Annotated in this window: 11 protein-coding genes; 3 read left to right on the forward strand and 8 right to left on the reverse strand. The window is 70.9% G+C overall.

Translation table 11 applies throughout. The features are described 5' to 3' along the window. Positions 1–182 precede the first annotated feature (182 nt). Complete coding sequence (locus tag ABD211_RS29650; RefSeq protein WP_344138952.1) at positions 183–2,117, forward strand: M3 family metallopeptidase; 1,935 nt, start codon at positions 183–185, stop codon at positions 2,115–2,117. A 98-nt stretch (positions 2,118–2,215) separates the two neighbouring features. On the opposite strand, the gene ABD211_RS29655 is transcribed toward ABD211_RS29650, so the two are convergent. The 4 genes from ABD211_RS29655 to ABD211_RS29670 are packed head-to-tail and all read right to left on the reverse strand — an operon-like array spanning position 2,216 to position 5,625. Then, positions 2,216–2,929: an ABC transporter permease subunit gene (locus ABD211_RS29655; protein WP_344138954.1), complete on the reverse strand. Its 714-nt coding sequence runs from the start codon at positions 2,927–2,929 to the stop codon at positions 2,216–2,218. Beyond that, positions 2,926–3,843 (reverse strand): ABC transporter ATP-binding protein, encoded by a 918-nt coding sequence (locus ABD211_RS29660; protein WP_344138957.1) that lies wholly within the window; start codon positions 3,841–3,843, stop codon positions 2,926–2,928. The genes ABD211_RS29655 and ABD211_RS29660 overlap by 4 nt, the downstream gene beginning before the upstream one ends. Next, positions 3,840–4,712: an ABC transporter permease gene (locus ABD211_RS29665; RefSeq protein ID WP_344138959.1), complete on the reverse strand. Its 873-nt coding sequence runs from the start codon at positions 4,710–4,712 to the stop codon at positions 3,840–3,842. Before ABD211_RS29665 ends, ABD211_RS29660 begins: the two co-directional genes overlap by 4 nt. Continuing rightward, positions 4,702–5,625: an ABC transporter ATP-binding protein gene (locus ABD211_RS29670; RefSeq protein ID WP_344138961.1), complete on the reverse strand. Its 924-nt coding sequence runs from the start codon at positions 5,623–5,625 to the stop codon at positions 4,702–4,704. Before ABD211_RS29670 ends, ABD211_RS29665 begins: the two co-directional genes overlap by 11 nt. Positions 5,626–5,817: 192 nt before the next feature. On the opposite strand from ABD211_RS29670, the gene ABD211_RS29675 reads away from it, so the two are divergent. Continuing rightward, the gene (locus tag ABD211_RS29675) at positions 5,818–7,140 is read left to right on the forward strand and encodes a vWA domain-containing protein (RefSeq protein WP_344138963.1); all 1,323 of its coding nucleotides are present in this window, start codon (positions 5,818–5,820) and stop codon (positions 7,138–7,140) included. 27 nt (positions 7,141–7,167) lie between these two features. Here the strand turns inward: ABD211_RS29675 and ABD211_RS29680 are convergent, their stop codons facing one another. The 3 genes from ABD211_RS29680 to ABD211_RS29690 form a co-directional block, all read right to left on the reverse strand. Continuing rightward, complete coding sequence (locus ABD211_RS29680) at positions 7,168–7,338, reverse strand: DUF4236 domain-containing protein (protein ID WP_344138965.1); 171 nt, start codon at positions 7,336–7,338, stop codon at positions 7,168–7,170. Positions 7,339–7,476: 138 nt separating this feature from the next. Next, positions 7,477–8,712 (reverse strand): glycosyltransferase family 4 protein, encoded by a 1,236-nt coding sequence (locus tag ABD211_RS29685; RefSeq protein ID WP_344139028.1) that lies wholly within the window; start codon positions 8,710–8,712, stop codon positions 7,477–7,479. A gap of 210 nt (positions 8,713–8,922) precedes the next feature. Next, positions 8,923–10,863 (reverse strand): amylo-alpha-1,6-glucosidase, encoded by a 1,941-nt coding sequence (locus ABD211_RS29690; RefSeq protein WP_344138968.1) that lies wholly within the window; start codon positions 10,861–10,863, stop codon positions 8,923–8,925. Between the two features lie 110 nt (positions 10,864–10,973). On the opposite strand from ABD211_RS29690, the gene ABD211_RS29695 reads away from it, so the two are divergent. Continuing rightward, positions 10,974–13,625, forward strand: coding sequence for an MGH1-like glycoside hydrolase domain-containing protein (locus ABD211_RS29695; protein ID WP_344139030.1), 2,652 nt, complete (start codon positions 10,974–10,976; stop codon positions 13,623–13,625). Here ABD211_RS29695 and ABD211_RS29700 read toward each other — a convergent pair whose 3' ends face one another. Then, positions 13,626–14,486, reverse strand: a complete 861-nt coding sequence (locus tag ABD211_RS29700; RefSeq protein WP_344139032.1) for a hypothetical protein — start codon at positions 14,484–14,486, stop codon at positions 13,626–13,628. Positions 14,487–14,492: the final 6 nt, after the last annotated feature.

Raw genomic sequence — 14,492 nt, forward strand, 5'->3', positions numbered from 1 at the left:
CCGCCGCCTAGATCAACAACACTGCGAAAGTCGAGCGCGTGTTTCGTGCCAAGATTTTTCATGGAGATCATCTTTCCGGAGCCGCATCCGTCGGAGTCGGCACATGCCGCAGCTTCGGCGTCCGGCGCGAGGTGCCCGGGGTAGGGTCGGCGGGTTGGCGTGCCGGGTGGCGGGAGGGCGTTATGTCGGGTGAGTTTGAGGCCGCGCGGCTGGCTTCCGGCGGGCCGGAGGAGTTGACGCGGGCCACCGGGGCCGCGATCGCCACCGCGCGGGCGGGCATCGAGCGGTTCAAGGCCGCCGAGGGCGCCCCCGACGCGCTCCTGGACATCTTCGACGAGGCGAACGCCGCCCTGTCCAACCTGCGCGAGCTGGCCGGCATGATCGCGAAGGCGCACCCGGAGGAGGCGGTGCGCACCGCCGCCGACGCGGCCGAGCAGGAGATCGACAAGGTCGCCACGGATATCTCCCTGGACCGCGGCGTCTACGACGCGCTGGCCGCCATCGACCTCGGCGCGGCCGACAAGACCACCCGGTACTGGGTGGAGAAGACCCTGCGCGAGTTCCGCCGCGCCGGTGTGGACCGCGACGACGCCACCCGGGCCCGCGTCCGCGAGCTGCAGGAGGAGCTCGTCGGCATCGGGCAGGACTTCGACCGCAACATCCGCTCCGACACCCGCACGGCCACCGTGGCGCCGAGCGCGCTGGACGGCCTGCCCGACGACTACGTGCGGGCCCACCCGCCCGGCGAGGACGGCCTGGTCCGCATCACCACGGAGTACCCGGACATCATCCCGTTCCTGACCTACGCCACGAGCGCGGACGCGCGTGAGGAGCTGTGGCGGCTGTTCCAGATGCGCGGGCACCCGGCCAACATCGAGGTGCTCGACCGGCTGGTCGAGCGCCGCCACGAGCTGGCCACCCTGCTCGGCTACCCGAGCTGGGCGCAGTACGTCACCGAGAACAAGATGATCGGCAGCGCCGACGCGGCCGGCGACTTCATCGACCGCATCGCGTCCGTCGCCGCCGGCCGCCTCGGAGCCGACCTCGCCACGCTGCTGGAGCGCAAGCGCGCCGACGACCCGGAAGCGGCGGCGGTCGACCCGTGGGACAACGCGTACCTGCAGGACCGGGTCAAGGCGGAGCGGTTCGCCTTCGACTCGCAGGCCATGCGGCCCTATTTCGAGTACGACCGGGTGAAGGTGGGCCTGATGGGGCTGACCGAGCGGCTGTTCGGGGTGACGTTCACCCGCCGCGAGGACGCCCCGGTGTGGCACCCCGACGTGGAGGCCTACGACGTCGCGCGCGGCGGCGTGCTGATCGGGCGCATCTTCCTCGACATGCACCCGCGCGCCGACAAGTACAACCACGCGGCCATGTTCACCATGGTCAACGGCAAGGCGGGGGTACGCATCCCCGAGTGCGCGCTGCTGTGCAACCTGCCCAAGCCGGGGGCGGAGCCGGCGCTGTTGCAGCACAACGAGGTGAGCACGTTCTTCCACGAGTTCGGCCACCTGATCCACCACATCTTCGCCGGGCACACCCGCTGGGCGGGCGTCGGCGGCATCAGCACCGAGTGGGACTTCGTCGAGGCGCCCTCGCAGCTGCTGGAGGAGTGGACGCTCGACGCGCCGACGCTGGCGCTGTTCGCCGTCCACCACGAGACGGGCGAGCCGCTGCCGGCCGAGCTGGTCGAGAAGCTGCGCGCGGCCGAGGAGTTCGGCAAGGGCATCTTCGTGCGCCAGCAGATGTTCTACGCCGCCGTCAGCCTGGAGATCTACCGGCGCGACCCGGCCACCTTCGACATCGCCGAGCTCAAGCGGGAGCTGCAGGCGAAGTACGCCCCGTTCCCGGAGGTGCCGGGGACGTGGTTCCACCTGTCGTTCGGTCACCTCGACGGGTACTCGGCGATCTACTACACGTACATGTGGTCGCTGGTGATCGCGAAGGACCTGTTCACCGTGTTCAAGCGGGAGGGCCTGCTGGACTCCGAGACGGCCGGGCGCTACCGCGACGCGGTGCTGGCGCCGGGCGGGTCGGCCCCGGCGGCCGAGCTGGTCCGGGACTTCCTGGGCCGGGAGTACACCTTCGACGCGTACCAGGCCTGGCTGAACAGCTGACGCGTTGACCGCAGTCGATCTATTTGTCTAGACTCGCGGAAAAAGGTTGCCGACCCCTCGGAGAGTGCGGGGCGCCCCACGGGCGCCCCGCACACGAATCAGGAGGTCTCGCCCGCCACGCTGAACGAACGCAGCCGGTTGATGGCGATCAGCGTGCCGCCCACGAGGAACACCGCGGACATGATCAGCGAGAGCGGCACCCCCAGCGAGCCGCTCAGGATCTCGGAATCCGCGATCTTGTCCGCGACCGCCGCCACGTACGCGCTGATCGACAGCTTCTGGGTGCCCGACAGCACGTTGCCGAGGATGCCCTCCCAGATCAGCACGTAGAGCAGGCCGAGCAGCACCGGCCGCCGGGTGAGCATGCTCATCGCCACGAACAGTCCCGAGTACGCGCACGCGCCCACCGCCGCGCCGGCCGCGAGCCCGTAGCCCACCGAGGCGGTCCCGGTGATGAGGCCGGCGATGCCGAGCGCCGGGGCCACGGTCACGGCGGTGACCAGGATGGCCACGACCAGCTTCGAGATGATGATCTCGGAGCGGGGCAGCGGCTTGGCCAGGATGTGCGTGATCGTGCCGTCATCGATCTCGGCGCCGAGCACGCCCGTGCCGATGATGAGCGCCATGAGCGGCAGCGTGATGCCCAGCCCGAGGCCGCCGAGCACCGGCCCGCCCCAGTCCTCCGGCTTCGCGTTGAGCGCCTCGCACAGCACCGCCAACCCGATGACCAGCAACGGCAACGGAAGCAGCAACAGGAACCTGCGCCGCCCGAACAGCCCGCGCAGCGTCATTGAAGCAATCGTTATATTCATGCCGCCACCAGGTACGAGAAGACGCTTTCGAGGGACTCGTCGGCCGGGAGGACGCGGCGTACCCGTACTCCCGAGGTTGTCGCGATCTTCGGCAGGGCGCGGGTGAACGTGCCGTAGTCGCCGGCCCGCACGGTGAGCCCCGTGGCGTCCAGCTCGACGCCCGCGACGGACTCCTCGGCCATGAGGGCCACCGCCAGCCTCCGGTCGTCGCTGGAGTGGATGGTGAACACGTGCGGGCGGTTGGTCATCAGCCGCCGGATCGTGCGGAAGTCACCCGACGCGGCGAGCCGGCCCGCCACGATGACCTGCACCGTGCCGGAGACCTGCTCGACCTCCTCCAGGATGTGCGAGCTGAACAGGATCGTGCGCCCCTGCCGACCCAGCTCGTCGAGCATGTCCATCATGTGCAGCCGCTGGCGTGGGTCCATGCCGTTGAACGGCTCGTCGAGCAGGAGTACGGCCGGGTTGTGCACCAGCGCGGCCGCGACCCGGGTCCGCTGACGCATGCCCTTGGAGTACGTCTCGATCCGGCGGTCCTGGGCGTCGGTCATCTCGACCAACCCCAGGGCCCTGGCGGCCGCGGCCCTCGGGTCGGGCAGTTTGTGCAGCTTGGCGCTGGCCTCCACGAACTGGCGGGCGGTGAGGAACCCGTGCGCCGCCTCCCGCTCGCTGACCAGGCCGAGGTCGCGGTACACCCCCGGGTTGCGCCAGGTCGGCTGGCCACCGACCTGGACCGTGCCGCGCGAGGGGGCGAGGAAGCCGGCCATCATGTGCAGCAGCGTGGTCTTGCCGGCGCCGTTCGGCCCGAGCAGGCCCGTCACGCCCGGCCCGAGCGTCATGGTCACGTCGTTGACGGCCACCACGTTCCCGTACCAGCACGACACGTTGGCGAGCTCAACGTTCACCGAGGTCATCGGGCCACCTTCCGGTAGCGCAGGAGGAGCAGGAGTACGCAGCCGACGATCAGCACCACGGTGCTCAGCGCGTAGTAGATGCCGTAGCCGGCGATCTCGTCGAAGTCTTTACCCTGGTCGCCCGTGAGCCAGGCGTTGGTGATCAGGACCAGGGACACCGGGTTGATGATGCCGGACAGCTGCTTGACCGCCCCGGTGCCGATGACCTGGAGGACGCCGAAAATGGGCGAGGTCACCAGGAACGCCACCACGATGAGCGCGGCGCTGACCGCGCGCCGGCCGGCCAGCGACGCGATGAGGATCGAGATCGCGCCGAACACCAGGCCGAACAGCAGCGCGGAGAGCTGGCCCTTGCTGTAGTCGACGGTCTCGTGCCAGACCGCCCTGCCGCCCTTGACGGAGAACACCGCGCCCAGGTACATGAGCGTCAGCGGCAGGGCCTGCAGCAGCCACACCGCGGTGACCATGGCGCCGAGCTTGCCCAGCGCGTAGTCCGAGCGCCGCAGCGGCCGGGAGAAGTACAGCGGCAGCACCCCGCTGCGCAGGTCGCGGGACACCAGTTCGGGGGCCGTGGTCGCGCAGAACAGGATGATCAGGAAACTCAGCTGCGCCGCGAACTCAGTGTAGCTGATGACCGCCTCCCCGGTCTGGGCCCGGATCGCCGTGACGATCGCCGCGACGAGCAGCAGGATGCCCTCGGCGAGCCACGGGAAGATCTTGGCCTTGGGGCCCCGGCCGAGGCCGAGGGCGGTGCGCACCCCGTGCACGTACAGGGAGCGGGCCGCGTAGCCGCGGCCCAGACGGGCACCGGCGTAGCGCTGGTAGCCGATGTCGTGGATGACGCCGGCGGGCTGGTTCTCAACCGACATGGGCGGGCTCCCCGGCGGTGTCGCGGAACAGGTCGGAGACGTGGTGGCGGCGCTGGTCGAGCCGGTGCAACGGCAGGTTGAGCGCCGCGACGGCGGCGAGGACCACGTCGTAGGTGGTGTCGTCGGCGAGCGGCACGAGCAGGTCGCGGCCCTCGGCACGGACGTCGAGGCCGCTCTCGGTCAGGCGTGCGGCGAGCGCGTCGGCGCCCTCGGTGACCTCGATGGCGAGCACGTCGCTCGCCTTCGTCATGGTCGAGATGTTCGCGGCCCGCAGCAGCCGGCCGCCGTCGATCGCGATGAGCGTGTCGCAGATGCGCTCCACCTCGCCGAGCAGGTGCGAGCAGACGACCAGCGAGATGCCGAACTCGCTGCCGATGCGGTCGATGAGGTTGAGCATCGCGTCGCGGCCGGCCGGGTCGAGGCCGTTCGTCGGCTCGTCGAGCAGCAGCAGGTCGGGGTCGTGCACGAGCGACTGGGCGAGCTTGACCCGCTGCTTCATGCCCGTGGAGTAGCCGCCGATGGCCCGGTAGCGCTCCTCGTACAGGCCGACGTGGCGCAGGGTCTCGGAGGCGCGCTCGCGGGCCGCGGTGCGGGGCAGACCGGACATCCGGGCCATGTGGGTGACGAACTCCGCCGCGGAGAGATCAGGTGGCAGGCAGTCGTGCTCGGGCATGTACCCCACCCGGGCGCGGACCTGCTCGGGCTCGCTCGTGGGGTCGATGCCGAGCACGCTGACCCGCCCGCTGGTCGGCGGCAGCAGGCCGAGAAGGATCTTGATGAGGGTGGACTTGCCGGCGCCGTTCGCGCCGACCAACCCGATCACGCCGGGCGAGACGTCCACGGTGAGATCGCTCAGCGCGGTGACCCCGTTCGGGTACCTCTTGGTGAGCGCCTCTGTCGCGATGAGTGTCACCGCCACACCGTAGATGGCAAGGGCTGGCCGGGGGATCCCGAGTCCCCCGGGTATATCCCGAGATCACGCCCCGTAGGGGTCGGATTGGCCGACCGTCGTCCTTCGAGTGGCCGAAAGGAGCACAACGATCAGTTGCGTCCGTCAGCCGACTGAACGCCCGACTCCGCGTCGCTACCATGCCCGCGCGCACGTATGACCGTCGCATGGTGCTCGGCGGTCGGCGAGAAGGAAAGGAACCGGCACGAGATGAGCCGACTCAGTGTGCCGCCACGGCGGGCGTTCGTACGGCGGGTGGGCGCCGCGGCGCTGGCCATCGCACTGGCCACGGGAACGGGCCTGGGTGCCCCGGCGCCGGCTCACGCCGATCCCGGCGAGACGTCCCAGCAGGACATCTTCGAGAGTCTGGAGATCGGCGACGTGCCGATCCACTTCGAGGTCATGGTGGACACATCGGCCACGATGTTCAAGGGCGGCCGGTTCGCCGCGGTGCGCAAGTCGCTGCTCGCGCTCGTCAGCGCCATGAGCCCCAACGACACGATCAACATCAGGACGTTCGCCGACTCGGACGGCGACTGCTACAACGGCTCGCTCGTCAATCCGCAGGACATGGTCTCCTGCCTGCCCGCCTCGTCCGAGGGCGATCGCTCGAACATGGCCCGCCCGATGCTCACCGCGTTCCGGAAGATGCGCGACGAGAACGCACCCGTGTCGGCGCTCATCGTGATGAGCGACATCGACCGCAAGTCAAGCGCCAACACCGACCGCAAGGACCCGCTCTGGAAGACGCTCAAGCCGGCCTCGAACGTGCCCGGCCTGCGCGTGTTCGGCTCCACGACGGGCGGGGTGTCCAGCGCGGGTGCGCTGCGCTCGGTGTTCAGCGGCGTCCAGACCATCAACATCACCAAGACCGACCAGGCGAAGACGTTCTACGGCAAGCTCCGCACCGACCTGCAGGTGAGCCGGTTGAAGTCGGTGCTCAAGCCGGACCTGGCCGCCCCGGTGACGCTGAAGTGGGACCACACGCTCGACAACGTGGACCCGTCCACGGGCACCGCATCGCACATGCTCACGCTGCAGGCGAAGACGACCAGAGTGCCGATCGTCCTGACCGACGTGACGCTCGAACGGATCGAGGGCGACCAGACCGTCACGGTGGGGAACCTGCCGGACCGCATCGAGCTCACCCCGGACACCCCGGCGTACTACTACGTGCAGTACGAGTGGCCGACCAGGTCGTGGTTCCGGCTCTCCTCGGAGACCATGGCGGTGCACGCCACGTTCACGCTGCGCGCCACCGTCAGCTCGCCCTGGGACACCGTGCTCGGCAAGCACGGCCTCAAGCGCGCGACGAAGCTCGACGGCCCGCAGACGATCGCGGTCAGCGGCGAGACGACGCTCAAGCCGCCGTACCTCACGTTCGTGCTGATCGTGGTCGGCGCGCTCGCGATCGTCGCGCTGCTCATCGTGGTGGTCCGCAAGCTCAACGACTGGCGCGGCGCGCACCGGCGGGCCTGACGGCCCGCCGGGCGGCGGCGTTCAGGGTTACTTGTCCTGCTTCCAGGAGACCGGACCGGGCAGGTCGACGCGGTGCGCCCGGGTGCGGGAGTTCCACGACCAACGGCCAATCTTGAACGTCCAGGAGGACAGGCCCTTGTTGGTGAAGTTCAACCGCAGTGGACCCAGCCGCCACACCTTGCGGAAGATGATGCCCATCGCGGGCGCCCCTTTCCTTGTGCACTCGGAGTGAGTACGTCATACCCGTCCGGCGTCGACCGCCAAACCGCTGACGTCATCACACACTGTGGAGCCCCGTGGCAAGTTACGCCAGGGGCTCCACAGTGTAGGGGCATGTCAGGCGGCGAGCAGGTTGCCCTCGGGCACGACGACGGGTGTGGGAAGCGCGTCGGTGACGAATGACGGGGCCTGCGCCACCGCCGCGTCGTACGCCGAGACGACGTGGCGGGCGATCGTCGGCCAGCCGTAGCGGGTCGCCACCATGGCCTTGGCCTGCCGCGCCACGCGCTTGGCGAAGGTCTGGTCGGCGAGCAGCGAGCTGACCGCCTCCGCCAGCCCGAACGGGTCGCTGGCCGGGAACGTCACGCCGGTCACGCCCGGCTCCACGATCTCGGCGAGGCCGCCGGTGCGCGCCACCGCCAGCGGGGCGCCGGCCGCCGCGGCCTCCAGCGCCACCATGCCGAACGGCTCGTAGATGCTCGGCACCACCATCGCGTCCGTGGCGGCCAGCACCGCGGGCAGGTCGGCGCCGAGGAAGCCGGTGAAGCTCACCGCGCGCTGCAGACGCAGCTGCTTCGTCGCGTCGACGAGCTCGGCCTTGTGCGGCCCGTCGCCGGCGATGACCAGGCGCATGCCGGGGTGCCGGGCGCGCAGCTCGGGCAGCGCGCTGACCAGGTGCTGCACGCCCTTCTCGTAGACGAGGCGACCGGCGAAGCCGAGCAGCGGCCCTTCGCCGGCGAAGCGGGTACGCGCGGCGGCCACGGCCCGTGCCGTCGTCCGCCAGACCGAACTGTCCACGCCGTTGGGCACCACGTCGACCCGCGACGCGGGCAGCTCCAGCAGCCGGGTGACCTCCCAGCGCATGTACTCGGAGCAGACCAGCACCCGGCACGCCTCGCGGGCCAGCCACACCTCCACGGAGTGGATGGTGCGGTTCATCTCCTCGGGCAGCCAGCCCTGGTGGCGGCCGGCCTCGGTGGCGTGGATGGTGGCCACCAGCGGGATGCCCAGGTGCTCCTTGAGCGTGACCGCGGTGTGCGTGACGAGCCAGTCGTGGGCGTGGATGACGTCGTACTCGCCGGTCGCGGCGGCGTGCAGGGCGGCCCGGGTCAGCGAGTGGTTGAACGCCATCGTCCAGGAGAGCAGGCCCGAGGTGACGAGCGGGAAGGTCGGCGGGTCCTCGGGAGCGCGGACGATGCGCACGCCGTCCGCGTACTCCTCGCGGGGCGCGCCCGGGGCGTGGCGGGTGACGACGGTGACCTCATGGCCGGCAGCCGCCAGCGATGTGGCCAGAGCATGCACGTGGCGGCCGAGGCCGCCGACGACGACGGGCGGGTACTCCCAGGACAGCATGAGCACCCGGCGGGGCGGTGTGGCGGCGGCGGGCGTCGGTGCGAATCGCGGCTTTTCGGGCACGGTCGCTCCCCCTTCTCTCCCCAGAACCGGCCGTCAGGCGTGCGCCAGCAGACACCCCCTCCACCGGGGGTGCCGTACGCCTAACGGGATTGCCCATCATTCTGTCGGGGGGCTGTTACCTGGGAGAACATGCGGATTTCGGGAATGTTACTTTGCGCCCATCATCCGGTAGCCGCGTGCGAGTTCGGCGACCGACCACGCCTGGAACGGGCACCCCGTCGCCGCGTGCGGCGCGTCGCCGTCGGCGGTCTCGCTCACCGACCCGACGCCCCACTCCGGCAGGTGCGCGACCAGACCGTCCAGCGCCCCGGTCGCGTCCACGCCGACCGCGAGGCACGCGTCCACGTACGGCCCGATGAGCCACGGCCACACGGTGCCCTGGTGGTAGGCGTGGTCGCGGTCGACGGGGGAGCCCTGGTGGCCGCCTTTGTACCCGTTCTCGCCCGTAGCGAGCGTGCGCAGACCCAGCGGGGTGAGCAGGGCGGCGGACACTGCCCGCACGGCCCCCGGGTCCCCGCCGCGCAGCGGGGCGTAGGGCAGGCCGAACGCCAGGAGCTGGTTGGGGCGCAGCGACGGGTCGTCGCCGCGCGGATAGGTCTGCAGTGACGTGGAGTCCACGACGTCGCGCAGCCAGCCCGTCTCCGGGTTGACGAACCGCCGGCGGAACGAGTCCACGGCCAGCTCACGCACCTTGAGCAGGTCGTCGCCGGGTCGGCCCAGCCGCTCCCGCAGCCCGGCGAGCGCGGCCAGCCCGTTGATCCAGAGCGCGTTGATCTCCACGGCCTTGCCGGGGCGGGGCGTCACCGCGATCCCGTTCACGACGGCGTCCATCCAGGTCAGCGCCTTGCCCTCGGCGCCCTGGGTGAGCAGCCCGTCGGTCGGGTCGACCCGGATGCCGTACCGCGTCCCGGCCAGGTGCGCGGTCACGATGCTGTCGAGCCCGTCCAGGATCGACGCGGCGAGGTCGTCGTCGCCGGTCGCCGCCACGTGCCGGTCCACCGCGTGCAGGAACCACAGGGTGCCGTCGGCCGTGTTGTACTCCGTCGCGCCGGTGTCGGCCGTGTTGGCGATCATCCCGTGCGACAGCGTGCCCGCGTAGGCCGCGAGGAGGCGCCGGCCCTGCTCCGCCCGCCCGGTCGTGAGGAACAGCCCTTCGTACGACGTCATGGTGTCCCGGCCCCACGCGCCGAACCAGGGGTAGCCGGCGACCACGTCCGGCCCGACCGGCGTGGTGACCACGAACGCGTCGGCGGCGAGCCGCAGGGCTGCCGATGTCTCGTCCTCAGCGCCGGCCAGGACCGTCGCCGCCCGGTCGCGGGCCGCTTCGATCACCGTCGACGCGGGCGGCGGGGGCGTGGCGAGGTCCCCGGCCCAGGCCGAGACCTCCAGCGTCCCGCCCGGCTCCAGCGTCGCGCCGAAGCGGCCCAGGCAGCGCAGGTCCTCGACCGGGTGCAGGCCACGGGCCGCCTCCTCGCGGGCGCGCACCCCGAGCCACCAGTTGCCGTCCGGCTCGAAGCCCGGCCCGGCGAGCCGGTAGGCATCGGCCACGACCACCCCGTCGGCGGCCGTCGCCAGAACGAGCTCGTCCCCGACGGCGTAGCGCTCGCCGTGCGAGTCACGCCAGGTGCCCAGCGCCTCGACGGCCAGGTGCACCGGCGGCCCGGACACGAGGCGGTGCGTGACGGCGACGGACGGTCGGCCGTACTCCATGGCTATCTCACGCTCGACCACGACGTCGCCGCAGCGCCACCGCCAGCGCGGCACCCCACCGCGCAGCTCGAAGCTCTCCAGCAGCGTGTAGCCGCGCGGCTCCACGTGGCCCGAGGCCCACTCGTGGGTGCCCAGCCGCACCCGCGCCCCCGACGGGAGCGTCACGACCGCGTCGAGGGCGGCCAGCGCCAGCTTCCGCGCGGCGGGCGTGGGGTCGGCCACCACCAGCAGGCCGTGGTAGCGGCGGGTGCGCAGGCCGGAGACGGTGCCCATGGCGTAGCCGCCCAGCCCGTCGGTGACCAGCCACTCGCGGGCACCCCCGGCGGAGAGGGAACCGCACACCTGAGTACCGAGGGACCACCGGGGGATGAATGTCACGTCGCGATCGTACGGGCGCTGCTCAGGGTAACGGAACTGATCGCTGTCGCCGGGTGGTGCGGCGGCCTGTAACACGACTGACGGACAATCTAGGCGTGACTGGGGATGCAATGGACGCTGAACGGGAGAGGCTGGCCGACGCCGACTCGGGCGTGGACGCCTGGCGGGAGTGGGGTCCCTACCTGTCCGAGCGGGCCTGGGGGACCGTCCGGGAGGACTACAGCGAGCACGGGACGGCGTGGGACTACTTCCCCCACGACCACGCCCGGTCGCGGGCCTACCGGTGGAACGAGGACGGTCTCGGGGGCATCTGCGACGAGCGGCAGACGTTCTGTTTCGCGTTCGCGTTCTGGAACGGGCAGGACAACATCCTCAAGGAGCGCATGTTCGGCCTCGCCGGCCCGGAGGGCAACCACGGCGAGGACTGCAAGGAGTACTGGTGGTACCTGGACTCCACGCCCACGCACTCGTGGATGACCTGGCGCTACCACTACCCGCAGGCCAAGTTCCCGTACAGCGAGCTGCACGATGTCAACCGGGCGCGCGGCCGGGAGGAGCCGGAGTTCGAGCTGGTCGACACCGGCATCTTCGACGAGGACCGGTACTTCGCCATCAACGTCGACTACGCCAAGGCCTCGCCGACCGACTACTGCGTCCTGGTGACCGTCACCAACCACGGCCCCGAGGCCGCCCCGCTGCACGTGCTGCCGACCCTGTGGTTCCGCAACACCTGGGCGTGGGGCCTGCCGGGCTGGTCGGACGTGCCGGCCCTGCACGGCTACGACGCCGGCACGCTGGTGGCCAAGCACCGCATCCTGGGCCGGCTCGTGCTCGCGGGCGAGGGCGACCCGGAGGCCCTGTGCTGTGACAACGAGTCCAACGCCGAGCGCCTGTGGGGCCTCAAGAGCCGCTCCAGGTACCCCAAGGACGGCATCGGGGAGTATCTGATCAACGACAAGCCGTTGGTCAACCCCGAGCGGATCGGCACCAAGGGCGCCCTGCACTACGAGCTGAACCTCCAGCCGGGGGAGACGAGGCAGATCCGGCTGCGGCTCGCGCTCGTGGCCAGCAGCGCCGACGAGTGGTCGCCCGAGGCCGCCAAGCGCGACCACGCCGCCCTCGACCTGGGCGCGGACTTCGACGCCGTGGTCGCCGCCCGCCGCGCCGAGGCCGACGCCTACTTCGCCGCCCTGACCCCGCCCACCGCCAGCGCGGACGAGGCGCTCGTGCTGCGCCAGGCCGTCGCCGGCCTCATGTGGGGCAAGCAGTTCTACCACTACGACGTCGTCCGCTGGCTGGCCGGCGACCCGGCCGGGCAGCCGGCGGCCGCCGGGCGCAAGCGGGGCCGCAACGGCCACTGGTGGCACATGTCGAGCTTCGACGTGATCTCCATGCCGGACCCCTGGGAGTACCCCTGGTACGCCGCCTGGGACCTCGCGTTCCAGTGCGTGGCGATCGCCCGGGTCGACCCGTCGTTCGCCAAGGAGCAGCTGCTGCTCCTGCTCCGCGAGTGGTACATGCACCCCAACGGGCAGATCCCCGCCTACGAGTGGGCGTTCGACGACGTGAACCCGCCCGTGCACGGCTGGGCGGCGCTCAAGGTCTTCGAGCTCGACGGGGCGCGCGACTTCGACTTCCTCGCGCGCGTACTTCAAAAGCTCCTGATGAATTTCACCTGGTGGGTCAACCGCAAGGACACCAGCGGCAACAACGTCTTCGAGGGCGGCTTCCTCGGCCTGGACAACGTGGGCCCGTTCGACCGGGGCGCCGCGCTGCCCATCGCGGGCGTGCTGGAGCAGAGCGACGGCACCGCGTGGATGTCCATGTACGCGCTGAACCTGCTCGAGATGACCCTGGTCCTGGCCACCCACGACCGCGCGTACGTCGACCTGGCCACGAAGTTCTTCGAGCACTTCGCCTACATCGCGGCCGCCGCGTTCGAGCAGGGGCTGTGGGACGACGAGGACGGCTTCTTCTACGACGTCATCCGTCAGGCGGACGGCACGCAGGTGCCGCTGAAGGTGCGCTCGGTCGTCGGCCTGCTGCCGCTGGGCGCGAACACCATCCTCAGCTCGATCACCCTGGCGCGGCTGCCCGAGGTGGCCGGGCGCCTGCGCTGGTTCCTCACCAACAAGCCCGAGTACGTGGACGTGGTCGGCGCCCGGCGCATCCGCGACGGCCAGCAGCTGCGCCTGCTGACGGCCGTCGGCACGGACCACCTGCTGATGATCCTGCGCCGGATGCTCGACGAGGAGGAGTTCCTCTCCCCGTACGGGCTGCGCACGCTGTCGCGCAAGCACCTCAAGGAGCCGTACACCGTCGAGCTTGGCGGCACCGAGTTCACCGTGGGCTACGAGCCGGCCGAGTCGGCGACGGGCCTGTTCGGCGGCAACTCCAACTGGCGCGGCCCGATCTGGTACCCGGTGAACTACCTGATCATCGAGGGCCTGCGGCGGTTCGGCCGGTTCTTCGGCGAGGACCTCATGGTGGAGTACCCGACGGGTTCGGGCGTGAAGAAGTCGCTGACCGACATCGCCAACGACCTGTCCCAACGGCAGGTCAACCTGTTCCTGGCCGACAAGGACGGGAAGCGGCCGCTGTTCGGGGACGTCGAGCTGTTCCAGACCGACCCGCGCTGGCGCGACCTGCTGCCCTTCCCGGAGTACTTCCACGGGGACACGGGCGCCGGCCTGGGCGCCATGCACCAGACCGGGTGGACCGCGCTGGTGCTGGACTACATCCTCACCCTGCACGGGCGGTGATTATTCGGGCGCGCGGCGCGTCCCGACGAACTGGTCCGGGCGGCGGTGGCGGCCGATCGCGTGGTGGTGCTGGGGCTCGGCGAAGAATGTCATGCCGATGACCGAGGCCAGCGTCGCCACGAAGCCGACCGCCGCCAGCCAGCCCAGGCCGGGCCGCACCTTGTCGCCCAGGAACATCAGACCGATGATCGCGGGCGGGATCGCGCAGGCGGCGTCCATCGCGGCCACCGCCGCCGTCGTCGACCCGCGCTGCATCGCGAGGCCGAGCAGCAGCTGGGCCACGAGGGAGTGCGCGATCAGGATGTAGAGCAGCGGGTCGGTGATGAACGCGTCCACCGAGTGCGCGTTGGCCAGCGGCCGGGAGGCGACCGCCGCCGCGCCGAACGACATTCCGGCGAGCGCGCCCAGGGCCACCGAGCCGGGTGCCCCGTGCAGTTTCGCCGCGAGCAGCCCCAGGACGGCCACCAGGCCGAGCGTGACGACGAGCGCGATCTCGCCGGTGACCCCGATGTCGCGGGACGGGTGCGGCTGCGCCGAGATGACCAGCGCGGCGATGCCGAGGCAGAGCAGCACCAGCAGCGAGATCTCGGCGGGGGGCAGGCGCCACTTCAGCACCAGGACGCCCAGGATCGCGGTCACGCCGAGGCCGGCCGCCATGCTCGCCTGCACGAGGAACAGCGGCAGGTCGCGGCGGGCGAGGAAGGCCAGGATGAAGCCCAGCATCTGGCAGAGCAGGCCGACGAGGTACGTCCGGTGCCGGGCGAGCCGGACCAACAGCGCGGGGTCGAGGGTGTGATGTGCCGTGGTCTTCGCGGCCGCCATCGACTGCAGCAGGTTGGCCACCCCGTACATGCCGATCATGGCAGC

The sequence above is a fragment of the Luedemannella flava genome, from assembly GCF_039528515.1.
GTDB classification, from domain to species: Bacteria; Actinomycetota; Actinomycetes; order Mycobacteriales; family Micromonosporaceae; genus Luedemannella; species Luedemannella flava.

Coding starts and splice junctions, on each gene's coding strand:
- ABD211_RS29650 (WP_344138952.1), top strand. CDS start 183: ATGTCGGGTGAGTTTGAGGCCGCGCGGCTGGCTTCCGGCGGGCCGGAG.
- ABD211_RS29655 (WP_344138954.1), bottom strand. CDS start 2,929: ATGAATATAACGATTGCTTCAATGACGCTGCGCGGGCTGTTCGGGCGG.
- ABD211_RS29660 (WP_344138957.1), bottom strand. CDS start 3,843: ATGACCTCGGTGAACGTTGAGCTCGCCAACGTGTCGTGCTGGTACGGG.
- ABD211_RS29665 (WP_344138959.1), bottom strand. CDS start 4,712: ATGTCGGTTGAGAACCAGCCCGCCGGCGTCATCCACGACATCGGCTAC.
- ABD211_RS29675 (WP_344138963.1), top strand. CDS start 5,818: ATGACCGTCGCATGGTGCTCGGCGGTCGGCGAGAAGGAAAGGAACCGG.
- ABD211_RS29680 (WP_344138965.1), bottom strand. CDS start 7,338: ATGGGCATCATCTTCCGCAAGGTGTGGCGGCTGGGTCCACTGCGGTTG.
- ABD211_RS29685 (WP_344139028.1), bottom strand. CDS start 8,712: ATGCTGTCCTGGGAGTACCCGCCCGTCGTCGTCGGCGGCCTCGGCCGC.
- ABD211_RS29695 (WP_344139030.1), top strand. CDS start 10,974: ATGGACGCTGAACGGGAGAGGCTGGCCGACGCCGACTCGGGCGTGGAC.
- ABD211_RS29700 (WP_344139032.1), bottom strand. CDS start 14,486: ATGATCGGCATGTACGGGGTGGCCAACCTGCTGCAGTCGATGGCGGCC.